Here is a 22,392-nt window from a genome sequence, read left to right on the forward strand (position 1 = left end):
GTAGGAGCGAGCTTGCTCGCGAGCTTTTCATTGCGGCGTTGGAAGAGCTCGCGAGCAAGCTCGCTCCTACAGGGGTGGGGGGTCGTTTAAAAGCGGTATTCGGCCCCGGCGCCGGCATACCACGAACGGCCCGGCGCGGCTTCGTAGAAGCGGCTATTGCCGTCGGCCACAATCACCGAACCCACGTACTGACGGTCCAGCAGGTTGTCCAGGCGCAAGGTCTGGTGGAAGGTCCAGTGCTCGACCTTCTGTTCAAACTTGGCCCGCCAGTTGAATACGCTATAAGCCGGCGCAGCTTTTGCGGTGTTGGTGTCTTCAACGTAGACCTTGCTGCGGTACATGCCTTCGATGGCGGTGCTGACCCAGTCGGCCGGCTTCCAGTTCACTTCGGCAAACAAGGTGGTCTGCGGTACGCCAGGCAGGTAGTTGCCTTTGTCGACAGTGCCTTTGGTGCTGGCGAAGTCGCTGTCGTAGGTCGCTTGCAGGCGGGTGTAGGCCAGGGTAGTGGTCCAGTGCTCGCTGAGCTGGCTTTCGATCCCCAGTTCAAACCCGCGGCGCAGGGTGCGGCCGGCGTTCTGGTAGGTCGTGCGCCCGCCGCTATTGCCCAAAACCACCAGCTCATCTTCGGTGGTGATCTGGAACACGGCCGCGTTGATCCGGGTGTTGTCGATCTGCGCCTTGAGGCCCATTTCGTACTGCGTGCTTTCGGAAGGCTTGAGGCCGAAGTTAAAGCCAGTGCCGCTGGGTGAATAGGCCAGCTCGGCCTGGGTCGGGGTTTCAAAGCCTTTGCCTGCGCTGACATAACCATGCAGCTCAGGGGTGAAGGCATACATCACGCTGACCGACGGCGTGGCTTTTTCATAGCGCTTGGTGCCGCTGTCGTCGCCATTGCTCAAAAATTGATCATCGACGTCCATTTGCATGGTGCTGTAGCGCAAGCCGGCCTGCAGGGTCCAGTCGTCGATGGCCCAGTTGGCCTGTACATACGGATCGAGACTGCGGGCGGTATCGACCTCGTCGCGTACCAGCGCGCCTTTGACCCCCAGTTGGTCGCCTATGTAGTTGTTGTAACCGTGGCGACTGTCCTGGCTCTGGTCAAAGTCCAGACCACCAATCAGGGTCAGTTCGCCCGGCACGCCAGCCACAGGTTGCAGCCAGCGCAGGCTGCCACCGTAGAACTTGCGGTCGAACTGAACCACACCGCCGCCCTGGTTGTTGGAGGGGTTGAGAACTGGTGGCTTTCCTACATATTTGGGAATCGCCAGGTACTGAATAACGCTGCGGGTGCCGGTGTAGGCATTGACCTGCAGGGTGGCGTCGCCGATATAACGCTCGTAGTTCATCCCCAGTTGCTGGTGGTCGATGCTCTTGCGGGTGTTGTAGGTCAGGGCTGCGGGGGTCACCGAGCGCGGGTCGGCCTTGTAGGCATCCCAGCTTTGTCCCAGCGGGTCCTGGGTACCGTTTTGCTCAAGGCTGCTGTAAATCAGCGCCAGCTTGCTGTCTTCATCGGGGTGCAGGTTGAGCTTGGCAAAGGTCTGGTCACGACGTGCAGCGCTGTGGTCGCGGTAGCCGTCGGTGTCCATGCGCGAGGCATCGAGTACAAAGCCGACATCATCGGTGGCGCCTTCGGCAGTGAGGTGGTTTTTGCTCATGCCGTCGCTGCCGATCAGGGTTTCGGCACCAATGCGCGGCGGGCCTTCGCCATCACGGGAGAACATTTGAATAACCCCGCCGGCGTTGCTGCCGTACAAGGTGGCCGCCGGGCCACGCAACACTTCAATGCGCTCGGCGGTATCGAGGTTGAAGGTGGCTGCTTGCCCCTGACCGTCGGGAGTGCTGGCCGGGATACCGTCTGCAATCAACTTGATGCCACGCACGCCGAATGCCGAGCGCGCGCCAAAGCCACGGGAGGAAATTTGCAGGTCCTGGGCGTAGTTCTGACGGTTTTGCACCACCAGCCCCGGCACCCGGGATAAAACCTCCGAGGCATTAATCCCCAGTTGGCCGTCGCTGATTTGCTGTTGGCTGATGCTGTCTACCGAGTACGGCAGATCAAAACTCGGGCTGGCGCTGCGCGAGCCGGTGATGACGCTCGGGTCCAGTTCCAGGGTTTGGGCGGCGAAACCGGTGGAGGCCAGGCTCAGGCCGGGCAGCAGCATGGCAAGGCGTGCAGGTGCAAAAAATTTCATGGGCGGTTCAGGGATTCCGTGTGAAGCGACCTGTCTGGGCGACGGGTATCAGGCTAGCAGAGGGCGCGCAGTTTAGCGGGTGCCGCGCCGGATTGCTTGGCCAGGGCATGGGTGGCGACTCGGGAGGCCTGTTCCAGGGCCGGGGAGCGCGGCAAATCGCGCTGGGTCATTCCCTCGCGCTTTACGCTATAATCCCGCCCTTTAGTTGTTTCTGCGCCTTGGGCGCAGCACACCATTTTTCAGGCGCCTGCCGCCTGCCTGCATTCCAAAGAGGCACAACCTGTGGCATTGACGATTCTTGGCCTGTCCGGCGCCCTGAGCCATGACCCCTCCGCAGCCCTGTATATCGACGGCAAGCTGGTCGCAGCGGCGGAAGAAGAGCGATTTGTACGTGATAAGCATGCCAAGAACCGCATGCCCTACGAATCGGCGAAATTCTGTCTAGAACAGGCCGGTATCAAGCCTGGTGACGTTGACGTGGTTGCGATCCCTTTCGCACCGATCAGCTTGTTCGGCAAGGCGCGCTGGCATTATGCCAAGCGTTACTGGTACGCCCCGGACCGCGCCCTTGACGCGATCCTGATGGGCAACCGTCGCTACAAGCGCTATCGCAACAAGATTGTGTTCTGTCTTGAGCAACTGGGCTTCGATCCGAAAAAAATCAAGATCGAACCGGTTGAGCACCACCTGGCCCACGCCTCCAGCGCTTATCACTGCTCGGGTTTCAAAGAGAAAACCGCGATCCTCGGCATCGACGGCAAGGGTGAGTACGCCACGACTTTCTTCGGTTATGGCGAAAACGGCAAGATCACCAAGATCAAGGAATTCTTCGATCCGGACTCCCTGGGCGGCCTGTACGGCGCGATTACCGAGTTCCTCGGTTTCGAGATGCTCGACGGCGAGTTCAAGGTAATGGGCATGGCGCCGTATGGCGACGCCAGCAAATACGATTTCTCGCGTCTGGCCTCGTTTGAAAACGGCGAACTGGTGATCAACACCGAATACGCCAACGTCATCGGTCTGCGTCGCTACAAAGAAAACGGCAAGGGTTTCTACTTCTCGCCAAAACTGATCGAGTGGCTGGGGCCCAAGCGTGAAGGCGATATCGCCGACGAACCTTACATCCACTACGCGGCCAGCATGCAGGCGCTGTTTGAAAAACTGTCGCTGCAAATGATCGATTACTACCTGGGCGACATCCTTAAGGAGACCGGCAAGATGGCCTTTGCGGGCGGCTGCGCGTTGAACGTGAAGCTGAACCAGAAGATCATTGCCCGCCCTGAAGTCAAAGAGCTGTTTGTGCAACCTGCGTCCGGCGATGCCGGTACGGCAGTGGGCGCAGCAGCCTATGTGTCCCACGCTCGCGGCGTGCCGGTGGAGAAGATGGAACACGTCTATCTCGGCCCTGCGTACAGCAACGAAGACGTGATTGCGGCCTGTGCCCGTCACCCGGGCAAGCCGGCGTATCGCAAAATCGACAACACCCCTGAGCGCATCGCCAAGATCATGGTCGACGGCAACCCGGTGGCCTGGTTCCAGGGCCGCATGGAGTTTGGCCCGCGTGCCCTGGGCGGTCGTTCGATCATCGGTTGCCCGAGCAGCGAAGGCGTGGCTGACCGCATCAACGAACAAATCAAGTTCCGCGAGCGCTGGAGGCCTTTCTGCCCGTCGATGCTCGATACCGTGGGCCCGCAGATGATCAAGGTCGATCACCCTGCGCCATTCATGACCTTCACCTTTGAAGTGTCGGATGAGTGGAAGTCCCGTGTGCCTGAGGTTGTCCATGAAGATGGCACCTCCCGCGCCCAGGTGCTCAAGCGCGAATACAACCCGCGCTACTACGACATGATGAAAGCACTCGAAGTCCTGACCGGTAACGGTGTGTCGCTGAACACCTCGCTCAACCGTCGTGGCGAACCGATGGTTTGCTCGCCGACCGATGCGCTGAACATGTTCTTCGGCTCTGACCTGCAGTACCTGATCATGGAAGACATTCTGGTTGTTAAAGAAGGTGCGCAAACGTATGAATCGCTCGACTGAGCGCCATGTACTGCAGTTCTGCCATGGCTATGACGGGCCGTTTCTGGACTGCGCGCGTCAGTACGCCAGCCTGTTTGCCGGCACTGGCTATCGCGTTACCACGGTCTTTTTGACCGGGGCGGCCGATCCCGAGGTGGCTGCAGGTTGTGCGTCTGATGAAGTGCTGTTTATGGAATTCAGCTCAAAGGCCATTCGTGGCCTGAAGCTGGGAGCCATCCGCGAGCTGCGTAAAATCGCAGCGTCGCGCAATTTCAGCTTTTGCATCGCCCATCGCTTCAAGCCGATTTATGTGGCCTTGCTGGCCACCGGTTTGCCGGTGATTGGCGTGCATCACGCCTTTGGCGATTATCAGCGTCGCAGTCGTAAACTTTTCGCCAACCTGTTCCGTAAACGCCTGAGCCTGCTGGGTGTTTCGGATGCGGTGCGTGATGACATGCGCCAGTGCCTGCCCAAGTGGCCGACCGGGCGCATCAGCACGCTGTACAACCGCATCGATGTTGCTGGCGTACAAGCCGGGCAGTTGCCGGGCACCCAGGCGCGTGAAGCGCTGGGGTTGTCGGTTGATGGCTTTATTGTCGGTAACGTCGGGCGCCTGCATCCGGACAAAGACCAGGCCACGTTGATCCGGGGTTTTGCCAGGGCGTTGCCGGGCTTGCCTGCCGACAGTCAGCTGGCAATTCTGGGCAAGGGCCGCCTGGAGCAGGACCTCAAAGAGCTGGCGACAGAGCTGGGAATTGCCGAGCACGTGAAGTTTTTGGGTCAGGTGCCTGATGCCCGTCGCTATTTCCGCGGGTTTGATGTGTTTGCCCTCAGTTCCGATCATGAACCGTTCGGCATGGTGCTGCTGGAAGCCATGGCTGCTGGAGTTCCGCTGCTGGCCACGGCCTGTGGCGGCGCCAGGGAAGTGGTCGAAGGCGTCGGGATCCTGTTCCCGCTGGGTGATGCCGAGCATTTGGCCCAGGGCCTGCAACATCTGGCCGTGCTGGATGACGAACAGCGTCTGGCCTGTGCCGAGCTGATGCTGGCGCGCTTGCAGGAGCGCTTTAGTGATCAGGCCGTGCGCGACACTTTCTGGCATTTGCCGCAAGTTACCGACCTGACTGCGGAGTCCTGATGCTCAATCGATTTCAAGGCTGGCGCGAGCGTGGCTGGAGCGTTGTCGATGCTCCCGCTTATGCTGAGGCCTGGCAGCGTTTTGGCGGCAGTGTCGCGACCCATCCGCTGGTGGTCGAGCGCCTGGCCGCACTGGCCGGGATCCCGGTGCGCTATCTGGCGTGGGAGCAAAATGGCGAGCTCAAAGCGGCGATTCCTGCCTGGGGCCGTGATGTGGCCCTGTCCAAGGACGTGCTCAAGCGGCACGGCAAAAAAGGTCTGTTTGATCTGGGCAATGCCGAGTTGATCCTGCCCGCGGCCGCCGACGCCAATGCGCCGTTGCGCCATCGCGCACGTTATCTGTCGCAGCTCAACGAAGGTCGTTTCAGCAACCTGGTGCTGCAGCCCGAGCAGTTGGCCATGGCCCGTACCCCTGAAGAACTCTCGAAGAAGTTCCGCTATAACCAGCGCCGCGAACTGCGCTTGCTGGAAGAGGCGGGCGGTGTGGTACGTCCGGTGGCGGAGTTTTCCAGTGTTGAACTGGCCTCGATTTACTGCGATCTGTTTTTGCGCCGCTGGGGTTTTGTCGCCACCGGTGCCGAGCGCATGGCAGAGGTGATCGAGCTGTTGCGCGAGCTGTTGATCGGCTCGGTGATTTTCCTTAACAATTTGCCGATTGCTATTCAGTTGGTGTATCGCGTTGAATCGCCGCAGTGGATCAGCGTTGAGTATGTCAATGGCGGTGTCGATCCCGAAACCCGGGCCTTCAGTCCTGGCAGTGTGTTGAGCTTCCTCAACACCCAGTCGGCCTGGGAGCAGGCCCGTAGCCTGAACAAACCTTTGCGTTTTTCGTTCGGTCGCGCCGACCGCGAGTACAAAGAGCGGTGGTGCAACCCGGTGCCGGTCTTCAAAGTGTAAAGGTCTTGTAGGCGCGAGCTTGCTCGCGAGCTTTCCGTTATTGCGTGAAAAGATCGCGAGCAAGCTCGCTCCTACAGGAAATAAAAGCCTTAGAGCAAAAGCCATGAGCCGCAAACAACAACTCCTCAAGCGCCATCGGCGCAACAAACGCGTGGGTCTGCTGATTGGCCTGCTGCTGTTGATTGCCAGCGGTGTGCTGCTGGCCTGGTGGCTGCCGCCGGTGTTGGCGGTTCTGGGCTGGGTGGCCCATGAAGCCTGGTTTGCCGACCACCTGTTCTATTCACCAAAAGATGATTATCAGTACAGCTTTGCGCCGGACACCGAGCGTGTGGCGGTACGTCTTGAGGGCGAAAGGCTGGTAGTCGATCAGCCTCCGAGCCTGACCGGCGACGAAACCCTGATTCTGGCGGTCAGGATCAAGGCCGGGATACTCGGACGTTTTGTCGATCCGTTCGTGCAACTGTTCGCCGCCCAGACGACGGATAAACAGACCTTCGAGCGCGGGGTCAACGGCCTGCGCTATCTGAATCTGAGCGGCTTTGCGTCATCGCTGGCCAGCGGCACGTTGCGCCTGCAAGGACGTTTTTGCCGAGTGGCGGGCGAGCCCGAACTGTGGGTGTTCCGCCAGCCCGACTACCGGGATCAGCGGGTCATGGTGATCGCTCCCCATGCCGACGATGCCGAGCTGGCCGCTTTCGGGTTGTACAGTCAGGCCGCAGAGGCCTGGATCGTGACCCTGACCGCTGGCGAAATTGAAGCCGGGCATTATCAGCAGATGGGCCTTGGACGCGCCGAAGCGGCGCGACTCAAGGGCCGTCTGCGGGCCTGGGACAGCCTGGTGGTACCGCGTTGGGCGGGCGTACCCGAAGCCCATTGCGCGCAGCTGGGGTATTTTTGCCTGCAGCTCCCTGCGATGCAGGCGGCCCCCGATCAGCCCGTTGCCTCTCGCGAAGCTGACCTGAGCGATATCCGCCTGTTTCGTCAGCTCAATCCGTTTGCGCTGCCCGGTGATCTGGATGGCGCCCCGACCTGGAACAACCTGCTGGCGGACTTGCGCGCCTTGATCCTGCGGGCGCGCCCCGAAGTCATGGTGCTGCCGCATCCTGCAATCGACCCGCACCCGGACCACATCTGTGCCCACGCCGCTGTTCTTGAGGCGCTGCAAGGGCTGGAGTGGCAACCGACGACGATTCTGGGGTATGCCAACCATTTGCACGATAACGATCGCTGGCCAATGGGCGATAGCGGTGATGGCATTGCATTGCCACCTGTATTCAACCCGGCCCTGGTGTTGCAGCCTTGCAGTTTGTCGCTGACCCTTGCGCAGCAGCACGACAAGGCCATGGCACTGGGCATGATGCACGACCTGCAACCCCGTGCCGCGCTCAAGCGGCGGGTGCGCCGCTCTATACAACAGCTCCTTGCAGGCAGAAAGCCATCACCTTATGGTGAGAATGAGTTTTTCCGCAAAGCAGTCAGGCGTCATGAGCTTTTCTGGCTGCTCCAATAATAAAAGCACAGTAAGCAGGGCCATAGCATTGGCTCTAATCTCGACCTTTACATTGAGTTCCCAGTGATAAAACCAACGCCACGTATTTTATTTATCATCCCGTACTTCGGCCAATGGCCGTTCTGGATGCCGTTTTTTTTGCAAAGTTGTCGGCACAACCCTGATATTGACTGGCAGTTTTTCAGTGACTGTGGGGTACCTGAAAACCTGCCTGCCAACGTGACAGTCCAGACCATCAGTTTTGCTGATTATTGCCGCAAGGTCTCGCAGCGCCTGGAGATCAATTTCGCGCCCAAAAACGCCTACAAATTGTGCGATATCAAGCCCGCTCTGGGCTATATCCATGAAGACTGCCTGGAAGGCTATGACTTCTGGGCTTTTGGCGATATCGATCTGATCTACGGCGATTTGCGCAGTTATTTCACGGCGGAGCGTCTGGCCAGGTTTGATCTGTTTTCGACCCACGAGCGACGAGTGGCGGGGCATCTGTGCTTGATGCGCAATACACGCTGCAAGCTCGAACTGTTCAAGAAAATAGAGGGCTGGCAGCAGCGGTTTACCGACGATCAGCATCATGCGCTGGACGAAGGGGCTTTCAGTCGTATCTTCCTGTGGCGCAAGAATTTCCCCAAACCACTATTTGAACTGGTGGGCAAGTTCAATCCGCTTCGTCGTACCAGTGACTTTACCGAGGCCTTCAGCACGCCGGGTGGCTGCATAAAGTGGCATGACGGCACTGAAAACTTCCCGGCCAAGTGGTTCTGGAAGAATGGCATATTGAAGAATGATCGTGACGGCGATCATACCTTTCCGTACTTTCACTTCGTGTGCTGGAAGCGTAATGAGTGGGCAAAGTTGCCAACGCCCGATCCAGCTTCAATCCAGTGTCTGGCTGCAGAGCCCTCCTGGGTTATTGATGCCACCGGATTCCACCGGGGAGAGTTATGAAGCGTTCAAAGGTTTTGCAGTTGCAGCCCGATTACAACGTCAAATCCCATGACTTTGCCGACCTTGCCGAGCAGATCGTGCGCGCGCTGCCCAGCGAGCGCTATGAAATCACGGCGGCATTTTTGCGTGGTCGTCCGGGGCCGGGCGAACCAGTGAGCAAGGCCGATCATTCGGTGTATTTCGAGTTCAGCGACAAGTCGCTCAAGGGCATGCGTATCCGTGCCATGTGGGCGTTATACAAGTTCTGTCGTAAAGAACAGTTCGATGTAGTGATTTGCAACCGCTTCAAGCCGGTGAACATGATGCTGCAACTCAACCGCTGGCTGAAAATCCCGCTGTGTGTGGGGATTTCCCACGGTTTTGGCGAGTACGACCGCTTTTACCGGCGCAGTCAGGCCAAACGCCTGATCGATAAAGCCTGGCGTTTTGTCGGCGTATCGCCTGCGGTCAAACAGTACTTGCTCGACTGCCAATGCGGTTTCACTGAGCAGAATACCTACGCCATTACCAATGCCATCGACATCGAGCAGGCCGAGGCTTTGCAGCTGCCACGCCAGCAGGCGCGCGAAAAGCTCGGCCTGGATCAGGATGCGCGGATGATTGGCGCGCTGGGTCGCCTGGTGCCGATCAAGGGCCATCGTTTTTTGCTGCAGGCTTTCGCCGCCCTGAAAGACAAATACCCCCAGGCGCAACTGGCAATTATTGGTGCTGGCCGCGAAGAGGCGCGTTTGCGCGAGCAGATCGGGCAGTTGGGGCTTGAGGGGCGGGCACACCTGCTGGGCTTTCAGGAGAACGCACTGCAGTACGTTCGCGCCTTCGATATCTGGACCATGCCTTCGCTCGCTGAAGGCCTGGGGCTGGCGCTGCTGGAAGGCATGAGCGGGCATTTGCCGGTCATCGCTACCAATGTCCCGGCCATGCTGCCGTTGATTGAGGGGGCAGGCGGTCTGGCAGTCAAACCCAGTGACGTGGTGACACTGACCGCTGCGCTGGATGAGTATCTGGCATTGCCGGATGCAGCACTGCAGGCCAAGGGCGAGCAGGCGTATCGTTACCTGCAGGAGCACCATGACATTGAGGTGTTCCGTCAGGAGTATCTGGACTTGATTGACTCTGGCTTGAGCCAGGCACGTAAGGATCACCCATGACAGACTCGCAGCCACTGGTAACGGTGATCATCGCTTCCTACAACCATGCTCCGTATATCGAGCAAAGCATCCAGAGCGTTCTGGATCAGACCTATCCCAATATCGAGTTGCTGGTTATCGATGATGGTTCGCCGGATGACAGCGTGGAGCGCATTCAGCGCCTGCAGCAAGCCCATGGTTTCGACTTTCGGGTACAGCAGAATCAGGGCCTGACCAACACCCTCAACGGCGCGATTGCCCGCGCCAAAGGCAGCCTGATTGTGCCGTTCGGTTCGGATGACATCATGATGCCGGACCGCATTGCAGTTCAGGTCGCCTACATGGACGGCAAGCCCGAGGTCGGTATTTGCGCGGGTAACATCGAGCTGATTGATGCCGAGGGCAATCTGTTCCCGGAGAAGCGCCAGCGCCGTGACGTACCGTTTCGCCGTCTCGATTTCGAAGACATGTTTCTTGAGCGCAAGCCTTATCCGCCGGCCCCGACCCTGATGATTCGTCGTGAGGCGCTGGACAAAGTGGGGGGGTTCGATCCGCAGATCCGCCTGGAAGACCTGTATATCGAGCTGAAGGTCACCCATGCCGGGTACTTCATTGATGGCTTGAACGTGGTGATGGCGCGCTATCGCAAGCACGCCACCAACTCGTACAAAAACCACCGGTTCATGATCGACAGCATTCTGAAAACCTACGCGTTATTCAGCGATCACCCGCTGTATGACCAGGTGCGGTACAAGTTTCTCAATTCCATGTTCCTGAAAACCGCCAATCGCAACCGGGCCCTGGCCCGGGAACTGCTGGCTCAAATCCCGTTCCGGCAATGGACGGGCAAGACCTGGCGGGGCCTGGGGCGGCTGTATTTTTCGCCGCTGGAAAAAGACTAGGACCTGCCTGCAGGAATGAGCTGGCTCGCGAGCTCAACGACCGGATCTTGCGAACAAGCTCGCTCAGCAGGTCAGGCCTTGGCCCTGACCTGCGCGCGCTGGCGTAACCAGTCCACGACCTTTTTGCCGGCATTCATGCCGGGCTTCTCGATGTACAGGAAGGTCAGGCTGCTGACGATGATCAGCAGGCAACAACACAGCGCCCCCAGCATCACGAAGGTCAGTGGTTCTGTGGTATCGAACGGCAATATCAGTGGCGTACGCTGGATCATCAGCCAAATCAGGAAACCGTGCAGCAGATAGGTGCTGTAGCTGATTTCGCCCATCCAGCGAATGCTGCGCAGGGTCAGTGCGCCGAACAGCGTGTGGCCCGAGGCGATAATCGAGAACACCAGTGTCAGCAGCACCAGAGGCAGGAAGGCGAAGCTTTTCTGAAACTGGGTAATCACCAGCAGCAGCACAATCAGCGCAATGCCCCCCGCAAGAGGCGTCTTGCTCCAGGCCGCCAGCCTGGGCTGACGTACCCAATAGGCTGCTGCCACACCTCCCAGGAAACTCATGAGGAAGTGCTTCTTCAGCGAGTGTTCCCAGCCGACCAGCTGATACAGGGCGTAGATACCCAGCAGGCATAAAACGGTCTGCCTCCAGTTACGGCGGTACAGAAACACCATCCCGAACAGCGGCAGTGACATATAGAAGAACACTTCGTAGTTCAGGGTCCAGGTCACGTTCGAAATCAGAATGCCGGTCTGCGGGTACTGGTTGATGTCGGGCCGGTCGAAGATCAGCCAGCTCATGATCTGGCCGGCCACTTGCAGCGGGGCGTCCTTGAACGTCCAGTCCTGGATATAAAACACGCTGAAAATCACCAGCACCAGCAATGGCAAGTACAGCGGGTAGAGACGAAACACCCGCGACACGGCGAAGGCCAGCCAGTCGAAGTCGCGCCTCTTTTCCATGAGGCGCCCCCAGAACAGAAAGCCGGTGATCATAAAGAACAAGGCCACACTTGCCAGTCCGATCTGGGCGTAGAACTTGCTCTTGGGCACATCGAACACCCCGGTATGCAGAAATACCCAGATGATCGCCATGTGGTGAACGAACACCCCGAACGCCAGATAACCGCGCAAGCCATCGACGCTGGCATAGCGGCTTTGGCCTGGATGGCTGAGGAGGCGCTGGAGTGCCGGGAAATACCGCAGCAGTAGCCCGGAGGTGGCTATCGCCAGGGCATACGCCATCAGCGCCCAGAGAACGCTGTCGTTCGCCAGGCTCAAGTTTTGACCGCCCGGGAAAGCGCGGCAACCTGTACGCGCAAACCTTCCACAGCGCTCGGGGATGCCAGTGTGGCGTAGCCTTGCAGCAGCTCAGGGAGTTGCTCTTCGAACAGCCAGCGGCGGTCTTCAGGGTAACGTTGCATGTGGCGCAGATTTCTTTGGCGCAAGGCATTTCTCAGGGGGGAGGGGAAAATACGCATGTCTGCGATATCGATCAGCGCGAACTCGCCATCGTCCATCAGCAACACATTGCCCAGGTGCAAGGACCGGAAGTACACCCCCTTGTCATGCAACAGGGCCAGGAATTTGCCAAAACGTTCGACCAGCGCTTGCCGCACGGCGGGTGAGCCCATGGACTGCATGACCTGGCGCAGTGTTTGGCCTGGCAAAGGCTGATACAGCACGGCTGTGCTGCCGTCGTTGAGTTGGTACAGGTCGAGAATTGTTGGCGCCGGAATGCCCATAGCCTGCAAACGCTCGCTGTTTACGGCAAAGCGTTCCGAGTACGGATTGAAGCTGCCAGAGGTGTAGCAGCGACGCTCGCGGAACAGCTTGAGGAAGTTGCCGTTGTCCAGGCGCAGAACTTTAGGCCCCAGACCGTCTTCCTCAATGACCTGTGCATGGGCTTTCAAGGTGTTGAAAGCTGCGTCAGGTAGCCGGTGGACAGGCCGGTCACGCAGGGTTTTCAGGCGCCGATTGATACTCAGGGCAGCGATCAGGGCCAGAGGGATCCACAGCAGATACCAGTGCTCTTTAGGTCTTGAAAGAATGCCGCCGCCCTCGGTCAGGCCGGCACCAATGCCGTACACCAGCCAGGCGGAAGCCAGGATGAACAGCGGTTGCACGCGATGACGCCAGCTGCTGTACAGCGCCCATGCCTGGATGAGCAGCCAGGGCACGAAGCCCAGAATGCCCACGTAGTAAATCACCCCCAGAGCGAAGTTGTGCGGCTCGCTAAAGGCGTAGCCGATGTCTGGCAGTTGCAGGGCCAGGGAGGCGTCAAAGCCATGGCCGGTCCAGGGCTTCAACTTGATTTGCTCCAGGGTCAATTGCCACAGATCAAAGCGAAACGAGCTGCCGCGGCTTAGCATCATTTCGGAGAACAGTGTCATAACCACAATGCCGCCCGCGGCCAGCATGCTGATCAGCGCCAGCGAGCGACGGTTCCAGCAAATGAAGCTCAGCCAGATCATGCCCAGGACTATGGCTGCCAGAGGCGTTCTTGAGCCCGTAGCGAGCAGGGACACGAACATGATGGCAAAGGCAGGTATTGCGATTAACAGGACATGCGGGCGTTTGCAGGTCATGGCCAGCGAGAGCCAGTAAATACAAAAGAACCCGAAGGCATGGGAGCTGAGCAGTGGATTGTCGAATGCACCAGCGCCGACCATCCGGGCTTGCGGGACGTAAGCCTGGGCAAACATGTACAGGTTATAAACAGTGGCGATCAAGGCAATCAGCGCGGCGCCGAAGAACACCGGCTGCAGGCTTTCACTGCGGTATTTGATCAGCAGTGAGCAGCCCAGAAACAGCATCAGCAGATGCAAGGGGGGCCTGAGCTCGTCGAGGAAGCTGTCGCTGGTGTCACTCCAGATCAGGCTGACCAGTGCCCATGCTGAAAACACAATGAAACCGAGAATGATGGGCTCGCGCAGGATTTCTTTCAGTTCCCGGGGGCGTAAAACGATCGCGATCAGGGTAGGGATACTGAAAAAAGCGTAATAAAGTTTGTGATGAAGGCTGCGTCCAGGCAAAAAATAAAGGTCGGATAACAGCAATAACAAGCCGATGGGCAGGAGCCATAGGCAAATAAAGTCAAATAACCGTTGTTTTGAATAACTTAAGTAGCTGAATTGCATGCGGTAAAATTCATTCCAGATTTTGGACAGCCATACTAGCGTAGTGGCCATTTAATGTCGTTTTTGCTACCCCTTGGGGCATCACCCCAACCGGCACGCAGTACACCAGAGAAGCTGTGATAAAGTCAGCATCCTTTTTTACTAACCGCCGCGTGATATGACTGAATCCAGCCCCAGCGAAAGCCAATCGAGCGTAAGAATCTATCTGCGTCTTTTAGGCTATGTCCGACCCTACATCGGCCTTTTCCTGCTGAGTATTGTCGGGTTCCTTATTTTCGCTTCGACTCAACCCATGCTTGGTTACATCCTCAAGTATTTCGTTGACGGCCTGTCGAACCCGGATGCGGTGTTGTTTCCCAGCGTCCCTTACCTGCGTGATTTACGTCTGCTGCAGGCCGTGCCGATACTGATTGTGTTGATTGCAGCATGGCAAGGCCTGGGCTCGTTTCTGGGTAACTACTTTCTGGCCAAGGTGTCCCTCGGCCTGGTGCATGACTTGCGGGTCCAGCTGTTCAACAACCTGCTGGTACTGCCCAACCGCTATTTCGACAAGCACAACTCCGGCCATCTGATCTCGCGCATTACCTTCAACGTGACGATGGTGACCGGGGCCGCCACTGATGCAATCAAGGTGGTTATCCGCGAAGGCATGACGGTGGTGTTCCTGTTCGCCTCGTTGCTGTGGATGAACTGGCGCCTGACCCTGGTGATGATCGCAATTTTGCCGCTGATTGCGGTGATGGTGAGTACCGCCAGTAAAAAATTCCGTAAACAGAGCAAGAAAATCCAGGTGGCAATGGGTGATGTAACCCACGTAGCGTCCGAGACCATCCAGGGTTATCGCGTCGTACGCAGCTTCGGCGGCGAGACCTACGAGCAGAAGCGCTTTCTGCAAGCCAGCCAGAGCAACACGGACAAGCAACTGCGCATGACCCGCACCGGCGCGATTTACACGCCGATGCTGCAACTGGTCATTTATATCGCCATGGGCATCCTGATGTTCCTGGTGCTCTACCTGCGTGGCGATTCCTCCGCGGGCGACATGATTGCCTACATCACCCTGGCCGGCTTGTTGCCCAAGCCGATTCGTCAGTTGTCGGAAGTCAGCTCCACCATCCAGAAAGGCGTGGCCGGGGCTGAAAGCATTTTCGAGCAGCTGGATGAAAAACCGGAAGTGGACACCGGAACCGTTGAGCGTGACCAGATTACGGGGCGTGTAGAGGTGCGTAACCTCAACTTCACTTACCCGGACACTGACCGCCAAGTGCTCAAGAATGTATCGTTCATCGCCGAACCCGGGCAGATGGTGGCTCTGGTCGGGCGTTCCGGTAGCGGTAAGTCGACACTGGCGAACCTGATTCCGCGCTTCTATCACCACTCTTCGGGCGAAATTCTGCTCGACGGGGTAGAGATTGAACAATATCGCTTGCTTAACCTGCGCCGCCATATCGCCCAGGTAACCCAGCACGTCACCCTGTTCAGCGACACCGTTGCCAACAATATTGCCTATGGCGACCTGGCCGGTGCACCCCGGGCCGATATCGAAAAGGCCGCGCGCGATGCTTACGCGATGGACTTCATCGAGCAGCTGCCGCAAGGCCTGGACACCCAGGTCGGTGAAAACGGCGTGCTGCTTTCCGGCGGTCAGCGTCAGCGTCTGGCAATTGCCCGGGCACTGCTCAAAAACGCCCCGGTGCTGATTCTCGATGAAGCGACCTCGGCCCTCGATACCGAGTCCGAGCGCCATATTCAGGCGGCACTGGATCACGTCATGAAGGGCCGCACCACGCTGGTGATTGCCCATCGTCTGTCAACGATTGAAAAAGCCGACATGATCCTGGTCATGGATCAGGGCGAAATCGTCGAACGTGGTACCCATACACAGTTGCTGGCGCAAAACGGTTACTACGCCCGACTGCACTCGATGGGGCTCGATGCCCCGCAGACCTCCGGCGATATCGCCTAGGGTCATCCTGATTTATGGGCGCCGGCCAGCCGGCGCCCATAAATATGCCTAAGGGCGATCAGGGTTTGTAGCCCTCGCCTGATTCTCATTCGCTGCATTAATACCGTGAACTGACCTGGGTTCACCCTGTGTTAATATCGCGCCTCTGTTCATTTTGTATGTGGGTTCTCCATGAAGTTGTCCATGCCGCGATTCGATCAAGCCCCTGTCTTGGTGGTAGGCGATGTCATGCTCGACCGTTATTGGCATGGCGGAACCTCGCGGATTTCCCCTGAGGCGCCAGTGCCGGTGGTCAAGGTTGAGCAAATCGAAGACCGTCCGGGCGGTGCTGCCAACGTTGCCTTGAACATTGCCGCTCTGGGCGCGCCGGCATCTCTGGTCGGTGTGACCGGCGATGACGAAGCTGCCGACAGCCTGGCCAATAGCCTCAAGGGCGCAGGCGTACGCGCACTGTTCCAGCGCATCGCGCACCAGCCGACCATCGTCAAGCTGCGGGTCATGAGCCGCCACCAGCAACTGCTGCGTATCGACTTCGAAGAACCGTTCGCCACCGACGCGCAGGCGTTGGGGGCCGAGGTGGAAAATCTCCTTGAAGGCATCAAGGTGCTGGTGCTGTCCGACTACGGCAAAGGCGCATTGAAAAACCACCAGGTATTGATCCAGGCCGCGCGTGCCCGGGGCATCCCGGTGCTGGCCGATCCCAAGGGCAAGGACTTCTCGATCTACCGGGGTGCGAGCCTGATCACGCCCAACCTCAGCGAGTTTGAAACCATCGTTGGCGGTTGCGCCGATGAGGCCGATCTGGTTGCCAAAGGCGCCAAATTGATGGCTGACCTGGACCTCGGCGCCTTGCTGGTAACCCGCGGCGAACACGGCATGACCCTGTTGCGTCCGGGCTTTGCGGCCATGCACCTGCCGGCCCGCGCCCGCGAAGTGTTCGACGTGACGGGAGCCGGTGACACGGTTATCTCTACCCTGGCGGCGGCCATTGCCGCGGGTGAAGAACTGCCCCACGCTGTGGCGCTGGCCAATCTGGCTGCCGGGATTGTGGTTGGCAAGCTGGGGACGGCTGCCATCAGTGCTCCGGAGTTGCGGCGCGCGATCCAGCGCGAAGAGGGTTCCGAGCGCGGTGTGCTGAAACTCGATCAGCTGCTGCTGGCCATCGACGATGCCCGGGCCCACAACGAGAAAATAGTGTTCACCAACGGCTGCTTCGACATTTTGCATGCCGGCCACGTGACTTATCTGGAGCAGGCGCGGGCGCAGGGCGATCGTCTGATCGTTGCAGTCAACGACGATGCTTCGGTGAGCCGCCTGAAAGGCCCGGGGCGTCCGATCAACAGCGTTGACCGGCGCATGGCGGTACTGGCCGGTCTGGGCGCGGTGGACTGGGTGATCAGCTTTCCTGAAGCGACCCCTGAAAACCTGCTGGCTCAGGTCAAGCCGGACGTGCTGGTAAAAGGCGGTGACTACGGGATCGACCAGGTCGTGGGTGCCGATATCGTGACGTCTTATGGCGGCACCGTGAAAGTGCTGGGGCTGGTTGAAAACAGTTCGACCACGGCGATTGTCGATAAAATCCGCGGTCAGTAATGATCCCGTCTCTGTTGGAGTGAGCTTGTTCGCGATCTTTTGATCTTGAAAAAGCTTGCTCCTGCAGTGTCATGCCTTGCTCTTCACCACCTTTCTGAATATCTGCCGTGCCTTGCCGGTCAGGCTTTTTAGTCTCGACTCTTTGCCCGGCACGCTCAAACCTTGCTGCACGAGCCAGTCCTTCCAGCGAATGCGCTCATCACTCACCACCCAGCCTTCTTGACGGGCAAAACTCTCGGCCAGATACAGGCCGCGGGTGCTGGCGCTGTGCAGACGATCCTTGTGCAGGGTGTAGAGCTCGGCACAGGGCTGGCCGTCAGTCAGCGGCATCAGGTACAGGTCTGCACGTTTGCGGTCGAGTCGCGCCACTAACTGGTCGCCCTCCAGCCGTTCGTCGACGTGGAACAGGCTCAGTGACTTGGCTTCCTTGGGCACTTCCAGGCGCAGGTCGTAAATCAGCTGCAGCGATGCCGTCGGCAAGTGCACGTAGGCCCTGGGACGCTCGATCAATGGCTGGCTGCCACAGCGAACCGGCCGAGCCGCGCCGGACAAGGGAGTGAGACGAAAGGGCAGGGCCTCTCGGTAATGCAGGGCGCTGGCGTAAGGCGCGGGCAACCATGTTTCGTTGAAGCGCCCGCTGAGCCAGCCTTCCGGGGTTTCCAGCAAGCACTCTTCGGCAATCTCCTGGATGGCTGTGTGCAGGGGCAGGCTGACCTCGTGGGCAGGCACGTAGCCCGAGATCAGTTTGAGCACTACGTCGCCACGATCCTGGCGCCGCTGGCGCACCAGCACCCAGTAATCGCGGCCTTGCCAGTTCAGCGTCAGGCGGACGGAGACCCCGAGGTTGGCCAGTTCCAGGGAAAATCGCTGATTGTCGGCGACGTTCACCGGGCGGCGTTTTTGCAAGGTTTGCGCAAAGTTCAGGGGTCTGCCGATGGTCTGGTAGCTCAAGCCTTCGGGCGTGGCTTCGACAAACAACGGCAGGGTCTTAAAGTCGCTGGGGTTTTTGCGAATCAGCGAACGCGGCATGTCGGCTCCTTCTTGCGTCGGGGTCGGCCGCGTCGGCGGCTTTAGAGGTTACGCAGAACCTGGGCAACGGTTGCCACGTTATGGGCCAAGTGCAGCGGATTGATGGTGCCGACAATAGCACTGGCAACCCCGGGATGGCCAAATACCAGTTCGAAGCTGGCGCGTACCGGATCAACCCCGGGACTGAGGCAAACATGACCGCTGGCCAGGGCTTTTTTAACCAGAATCGCTTTGCCGTGGGCTGCCGCGTAATCGATGACCGGGCGTTCGGCCTGTTCGTTGAGGTTGTAGGTGACCATCGCGCAGTCGCCGGTTTCCAGGGCTTTGAGCCCGCCCTCGACGGTTTTTCCCGACAGGCCGAAACCGCGGATCTTACCTTCGCGCTTCAACTCGGCCAGGGTCTCGTAGACCTGGGCTTCGTTGAGGATAGCAAGGTCATTGCCATCCGAATGCACGAGGACCAGATCGATAAAATCCGTTTCCAGACGTTGCAGGCTGCGTTCAACCGAGCGCCGGGTATGTGCGGCACTGAAGTCGTGATGTGATACGCCGTTATCGAACTCTTCGCCGACCTTGCTGACAATCACCCAGTCTTGACGCTGACCCCGCAACAACGGGCCCAGACGCTCTTCACTGCGGCCATAGGCGGGGGCGGTGTCGATCAGGTTGATACCCAGGTCCTGACTCAGCTTGAGCAGCATTTTCGCTTCGCCATCATCCGGGATCTTGAAACCGCTGGGGTATTTCACCCCTTGGTCACGTCCCAGTTTGACAGTGCCGAGCCCCAGCGGTGAAACCATCAGGCCGGTACTGCCCAGCGGGCGGTGGAACGGGTGCAGGGTTGGCTGGCTCATGGCAACAGTTGCTCCCATGGGGTTTGAGCCAATGGCGGGCGCACAAATTCGGGAAGTACAGGGGCATTGCCTGGCTGGATACCGTCGTTGTGCAGTGCGGTGATGACCCGGTCCGAGAAGTCGGGTGCCAGTGCCAGCTTGGTCGGCCAGCCAACCAGCAAGCGACCCTGGTCGGCGAGGAAGGCGTTGTCCGGACGTACCAGTCCGGACTGTGCAGGCTCTGCCCGGTTGACCCGCAGCGTGGCCCATTGCGCCTGGCTCAGATCGACCCACGGCAGCAAATTGCCCAGTTCTTTTTGCGCCACGGCGATTTGCTCGTCCGGTGTGCGGGCCACCCCGTCGGCCTCGGCAATGTCACCGCCCAGGTACCAGACCCACTCGCCATTGGCTGCCGGATGGGTGGTCACGGTAATCCGTGGCTTGGGACCGCCGCCCAGGCAGTGGGCGTACAGCGGTTTGAGGCTCGGGCCCTTGACCAGCACCATGTGCAGCGGCCGCAATTGTTGCGCGGGTACGCTGATCCCGGCACTGGCCAGCAGTTCGGCATTGCCGGCTCCGGCACTGAAAACGATGCGTTGGGCATGGATCTCGCGCCCGTCGATCCGTAGTCCGATCAGTTCTTCGTTGGCAAACACAGGCTCAATATTCTGGCCAGACAGCAAACCGTCGCCGGCCAGTTCGGCCAGGCGTTCAATCAGGCTGGGGACATCGACCACCAGTTCGGCCAACCGGTAAACCTTGCCCTTGAATCGCGGGTCTTGCAGGGCCGGCGGCAGTTGATCGCCTTTGACTTGATCAACACGGCCGCGCACGGCTTTGCTGGCAAAGAAGCTGGTGAGATTGCCGGCCAGGGTGCCGGGTGACCACAGGTAGTGGGCTTCGGAGAGCAAGCGTACTCCGGTCAAATCCAGCTCGCCGTTACCGGCAAGGGCTTCGCGCCAGCGGCGGGGCATATCGGCAATGGCTTCAGAGGCGCCGGTCAGCGCGCCATGTAACGCGTACTTGGCACCGCCGTGGATGATGCCCTGGGACTTTACGGTCTGTGCGCCGCCCAGGGTCCGGCTCTCGACCAGTACCGTAGAAAAGCCCTGGCGGCGCAGGCGCGCATTGAGCCAGAGGCCAGCAACACCAGCGCCGACAATCAGTACGTCGGTGGAAATAACGGATGGCATGGTCGACCTCAGCGTTCAAAGACAAGGCCGGGAGTATACAGGCTGATCCGCACTCTGACTTTTAGTGGGCGTTGAGGATTTATGGGGCTTGGGTCTGACTTGTCGAGCGACTACAGGGTAACGGGCGGATTAGTGCCCCGCTGTTTTCGAAAACAGCTGGATCACCACCACCCCGAGCACGATCAGACCCATGCCGAGCATGGCCGGCACGTCGAGTTTCTGGCCATAGATAAACAGCGCGGCGATGCTCACCAGCACGATTCCCAGGCCTGCCCATACGGCATAGGCCACACCCACCGGGATAGTACGCACCACCAGGGTCAGCATCCAGAATGCGGTGGCGTAACCGGCAATCACCAGAATCAGTGGCAACGGCGTGCTGAAACCTTTGATCGCCTTCATGGAAACGGTGGCGATCACTTCGGCGCAGATGGCGATGGCCAGGTAGTAGTAGGCGTTCATGGTGGAGTCCTGAGGAGTAATGCGGGGCAATTTAACAGTAAGCCATTCTAGAGAGTGTAAAAGTGTATTTCGTTTTGATTACGACAGATCCGCCAGACATCTCGACATGACCGGGTCGGCGGGTGCCATCATGGGTAATACTTTTTCAAGTAAACTCTGTGCCCATGAATAGAACTCTCTACACCTTGCTGTTTCATCTGGGGCTGCCTCTGGTGGCGATTCGCTTGTGGCTGCGGGCGCGCAAGGCGCCGGCCTATGCCAAGCGTGTGGGCGAGCGCTTCGCGCTGAACTTTCCGCTGCTGCAGCCGGGCGGGATTTGGGTGCACGCCGTGTCTGTGGGCGAGAGTATCGCTGCCGCACCGATGATCCGGGCGTTGCTCAAGCGTTATCCACAGTTGCCCATTACCGTGACGTGCATGACCCCCACCGGGTCTGAGCGGATCAAAGCCTTGTTCGCCGACGAACCGCGGATCCAGCATTGCTACCTGCCTTACGATTTGCCCTGGGCGGCGGCGCGCTTTCTGGATCGGGTACAGCCGGTACTGGCGGTGATCATGGAAACCGAACTGTGGCCCAACCACATACACCAGTGCGCCCGGCGCGGCATTCCGGTGGCGCTGGCCAATGCCCGGCTCTCAGCCCGTTCGGCCAAGGGCTATGCACGGTTTGCCAAACTGACCCGGCCAATGCTCGAGGAAATGAGCCTGATCGCGGTCCAGACTGCGACCGAAGCCGAGCGTTTCCGTGCATTGGGCGCCCGCCCTGAATGTGTGGAAGTGACAGGTTCAATCAAGTTTGACCTGAGCATCGATCCGCAATTGCTGATCAATGCCGGCGAACTGCGTGAACACTGGCAAGCACAAAGCCGCCCGGTATGGATTGCTGCCAGCACCCATGAAGGCGAAGACGCGATTGTGCTCGCGGCCCATCGTCAATTGCTGTCCAGCCATCCCGATGCCCTGCTGATTCTGGTACCGCGTCACCCGGAGCGCTTCAACTCGGTGTTTGAACTATGCCGGCGCGAGGGTTTCGCCACCGTGCGCCGCTCAAGTGGCGAGCAGGTCGGTGCCGGGGTGCAGGTGCTGTTGGGCGACACCATGGGCGAGTTGCTGTTTTTGTATGCGCTGGCCGACAGTGCGTTCGTCGGCGGCAGTCTGGTCGCCAATGGCGGGCACAACCTGCTGGAGCCGGCGGCCCTGGCCAAACCGGTATTGAGCGGTCCGCATCTGTTCAACTTCCTCGAAATCGCCGTGCTGTTGCGCGAGGCCGGGGCACTGGAAGAGGTGGATGACGCGCAAGGACTGGCGGTTGCGTTACAGCGCCTGTTTGAACTGCCCCAGGACGCGCAGCGCATGGGCGAAGCCGGATTGAAGGTGATGCAGGCCAATCAGGGCGCGCTGCAGCGCCTGCTGGATGGCCTGGGACGACTTCTCAAGATTTGATCCGGGGCTGGC

At 59.2% G+C, this 22,392-nt stretch carries 17 protein-coding genes; 10 read left to right on the forward strand and 7 right to left on the reverse strand.

Annotated features, from left to right (window positions below; all coding sequences use genetic code 11):
* Nucleotides 1–86: 86 nt before the first annotated feature.
* Complete coding sequence (locus EQV90_RS01400; RefSeq protein ID WP_240877662.1) at nt 87–2,189, reverse strand: TonB-dependent receptor; 2,103 nt, start codon at nt 2,187–2,189, stop codon at nt 87–89.
* A gap of 282 nt (nt 2,190–2,471) precedes the next feature.
* Here EQV90_RS01400 and EQV90_RS01405 point away from each other — a divergent pair, with 282 nt between their 5' ends.
* The 7 genes from EQV90_RS01405 to EQV90_RS01435 all read left to right on the forward strand — a co-directional run bounded on the left by EQV90_RS01405 (nt 2,472) and on the right by EQV90_RS01435 (nt 10,726).
* A complete protein-coding gene (locus EQV90_RS01405) occupies nt 2,472–4,229 on the forward strand; it encodes a carbamoyltransferase (protein ID WP_003438928.1) in 1,758 nt (585 codons plus the stop codon).
* Nucleotides 4,213–5,343 (forward strand): glycosyltransferase, encoded by a 1,131-nt coding sequence (locus tag EQV90_RS01410; RefSeq protein WP_003438931.1) that lies wholly within the window; start codon nt 4,213–4,215, stop codon nt 5,341–5,343. The genes EQV90_RS01405 and EQV90_RS01410 overlap by 17 nt, the downstream gene beginning before the upstream one ends.
* Nucleotides 5,343–6,239 (forward strand): antimicrobial resistance protein Mig-14, encoded by an 897-nt coding sequence (locus tag EQV90_RS01415; RefSeq protein WP_003438932.1) that lies wholly within the window; start codon nt 5,343–5,345, stop codon nt 6,237–6,239. The genes EQV90_RS01410 and EQV90_RS01415 overlap by 1 nt, the downstream gene beginning before the upstream one ends.
* 103 nt (nt 6,240–6,342) lie before the next feature.
* Nucleotides 6,343–7,749: a PIG-L family deacetylase gene (locus tag EQV90_RS01420; protein ID WP_161719307.1), complete on the forward strand. Its 1,407-nt coding sequence runs from the start codon at nt 6,343–6,345 to the stop codon at nt 7,747–7,749.
* 63 nt (nt 7,750–7,812) lie between these two features.
* Complete coding sequence (locus EQV90_RS01425) at nt 7,813–8,697, forward strand: DUF6625 family protein (RefSeq protein WP_029612535.1); 885 nt, start codon at nt 7,813–7,815, stop codon at nt 8,695–8,697.
* Nucleotides 8,694–9,845, forward strand: coding sequence for a glycosyltransferase (locus EQV90_RS01430; protein WP_127195727.1), 1,152 nt, complete (start codon nt 8,694–8,696; stop codon nt 9,843–9,845). Before EQV90_RS01425 ends, EQV90_RS01430 begins: the two co-directional genes overlap by 4 nt.
* Nucleotides 9,842–10,726 carry a glycosyltransferase gene (locus EQV90_RS01435; RefSeq protein WP_003438942.1) on the forward strand — a complete coding sequence of 295 codons (885 nt, stop codon included), beginning with the start codon at nt 9,842–9,844 and terminating at the stop codon, nt 10,724–10,726. Before EQV90_RS01430 ends, EQV90_RS01435 begins: the two co-directional genes overlap by 4 nt.
* Before the next feature lie 71 nt (nt 10,727–10,797).
* Here the strand turns inward: EQV90_RS01435 and EQV90_RS01440 are convergent, their stop codons facing one another.
* The gene (locus EQV90_RS01440; protein ID WP_202211086.1) at nt 10,798–12,003 is read right to left on the reverse strand and encodes an acyltransferase; all 1,206 of its coding nucleotides are present in this window, start codon (nt 12,001–12,003) and stop codon (nt 10,798–10,800) included.
* The gene (locus EQV90_RS01445; protein ID WP_178105528.1) at nt 12,000–13,862 is read right to left on the reverse strand and encodes a bifunctional O-antigen ligase/aminoglycoside phosphotransferase family protein; all 1,863 of its coding nucleotides are present in this window, start codon (nt 13,860–13,862) and stop codon (nt 12,000–12,002) included. The genes EQV90_RS01440 and EQV90_RS01445 overlap by 4 nt, the downstream gene beginning before the upstream one ends.
* Nucleotides 13,863–14,019: 157 nt before the next feature.
* On the opposite strand from EQV90_RS01445, the gene msbA reads away from it, so the two are divergent.
* Nucleotides 14,020–15,828: a lipid A export permease/ATP-binding protein MsbA gene (gene msbA, locus EQV90_RS01450; protein ID WP_240877663.1), complete on the forward strand. Its 1,809-nt coding sequence runs from the start codon at nt 14,020–14,022 to the stop codon at nt 15,826–15,828.
* A 171-nt stretch (nt 15,829–15,999) separates the two neighbouring features.
* A complete protein-coding gene (gene hldE / locus EQV90_RS01455) occupies nt 16,000–17,421 on the forward strand; it encodes a bifunctional D-glycero-beta-D-manno-heptose-7-phosphate kinase/D-glycero-beta-D-manno-heptose 1-phosphate adenylyltransferase HldE (protein WP_003438946.1) in 1,422 nt (473 codons plus the stop codon).
* A 69-nt stretch (nt 17,422–17,490) separates the two neighbouring features.
* Here the strand turns inward: hldE and EQV90_RS01460 are convergent, their stop codons facing one another.
* The 4 genes from EQV90_RS01460 to EQV90_RS01475 form a co-directional block, all read right to left on the reverse strand.
* The gene (locus tag EQV90_RS01460) at nt 17,491–18,450 is read right to left on the reverse strand and encodes a hypothetical protein (RefSeq protein ID WP_003438949.1); all 960 of its coding nucleotides are present in this window, start codon (nt 18,448–18,450) and stop codon (nt 17,491–17,493) included.
* Between the two features lie 41 nt (nt 18,451–18,491).
* Complete coding sequence (locus EQV90_RS01465; protein WP_003438950.1) at nt 18,492–19,304, reverse strand: aldo/keto reductase; 813 nt, start codon at nt 19,302–19,304, stop codon at nt 18,492–18,494.
* A complete protein-coding gene (locus EQV90_RS01470; RefSeq protein WP_003438952.1) occupies nt 19,301–20,476 on the reverse strand; it encodes an FAD-dependent oxidoreductase in 1,176 nt (391 codons plus the stop codon). The genes EQV90_RS01465 and EQV90_RS01470 overlap by 4 nt, the downstream gene beginning before the upstream one ends.
* Before the next feature lie 129 nt (nt 20,477–20,605).
* Nucleotides 20,606–20,938 (reverse strand): SMR family transporter, encoded by a 333-nt coding sequence (locus tag EQV90_RS01475; protein WP_003438955.1) that lies wholly within the window; start codon nt 20,936–20,938, stop codon nt 20,606–20,608.
* A gap of 164 nt (nt 20,939–21,102) precedes the next feature.
* Between EQV90_RS01475 and waaA the strand changes: the two genes are divergently transcribed.
* Nucleotides 21,103–22,380: a lipid IV(A) 3-deoxy-D-manno-octulosonic acid transferase gene (gene waaA, locus EQV90_RS01480; RefSeq protein WP_240877664.1), complete on the forward strand. Its 1,278-nt coding sequence runs from the start codon at nt 21,103–21,105 to the stop codon at nt 22,378–22,380.
* The last annotated feature ends 12 nt before the right edge of the window (nt 22,381–22,392 follow it).

This window comes from Pseudomonas sp. TMW22089 (assembly GCF_022496645.1).
Classification (GTDB): domain Bacteria; phylum Pseudomonadota; class Gammaproteobacteria; order Pseudomonadales; family Pseudomonadaceae; genus Aquipseudomonas; species Aquipseudomonas paraversuta.

What these genes read in the sequence shown, in the direction of transcription:
- EQV90_RS01400 (WP_240877662.1), bottom strand. Translation starts at nt 2,189, where the DNA reads ATGAAATTTTTTGCACCTGCACGCCTTGCCATGCTGCTGCCCGGCCTG.
- EQV90_RS01445 (WP_178105528.1), bottom strand. Translation starts at nt 13,862, where the DNA reads ATGCAATTCAGCTACTTAAGTTATTCAAAACAACGGTTATTTGACTTT.
- EQV90_RS01475 (WP_003438955.1), bottom strand. Translation starts at nt 20,938, where the DNA reads ATGAACGCCTACTACTACCTGGCCATCGCCATCTGCGCCGAAGTGATC.
- waaA (WP_240877664.1), top strand. Translation starts at nt 21,103, where the DNA reads ATGAATAGAACTCTCTACACCTTGCTGTTTCATCTGGGGCTGCCTCTG.
- EQV90_RS01420 (WP_161719307.1), top strand. Translation starts at nt 6,343, where the DNA reads ATGAGCCGCAAACAACAACTCCTCAAGCGCCATCGGCGCAACAAACGC.
- EQV90_RS01460 (WP_003438949.1), bottom strand. Translation starts at nt 18,450, where the DNA reads ATGCCGCGTTCGCTGATTCGCAAAAACCCCAGCGACTTTAAGACCCTG.
- EQV90_RS01410 (WP_003438931.1), top strand. Translation starts at nt 4,213, where the DNA reads ATGAATCGCTCGACTGAGCGCCATGTACTGCAGTTCTGCCATGGCTAT.
- EQV90_RS01415 (WP_003438932.1), top strand. Translation starts at nt 5,343, where the DNA reads ATGCTCAATCGATTTCAAGGCTGGCGCGAGCGTGGCTGGAGCGTTGTC.
- EQV90_RS01435 (WP_003438942.1), top strand. Translation starts at nt 9,842, where the DNA reads ATGACAGACTCGCAGCCACTGGTAACGGTGATCATCGCTTCCTACAAC.
- hldE (WP_003438946.1), top strand. Translation starts at nt 16,000, where the DNA reads ATGAAGTTGTCCATGCCGCGATTCGATCAAGCCCCTGTCTTGGTGGTA.
- EQV90_RS01465 (WP_003438950.1), bottom strand. Translation starts at nt 19,304, where the DNA reads ATGAGCCAGCCAACCCTGCACCCGTTCCACCGCCCGCTGGGCAGTACC.
- EQV90_RS01430 (WP_127195727.1), top strand. Translation starts at nt 8,694, where the DNA reads ATGAAGCGTTCAAAGGTTTTGCAGTTGCAGCCCGATTACAACGTCAAA.
- msbA (WP_240877663.1), top strand. Translation starts at nt 14,020, where the DNA reads ATGACTGAATCCAGCCCCAGCGAAAGCCAATCGAGCGTAAGAATCTAT.
- EQV90_RS01470 (WP_003438952.1), bottom strand. Translation starts at nt 20,476, where the DNA reads ATGCCATCCGTTATTTCCACCGACGTACTGATTGTCGGCGCTGGTGTT.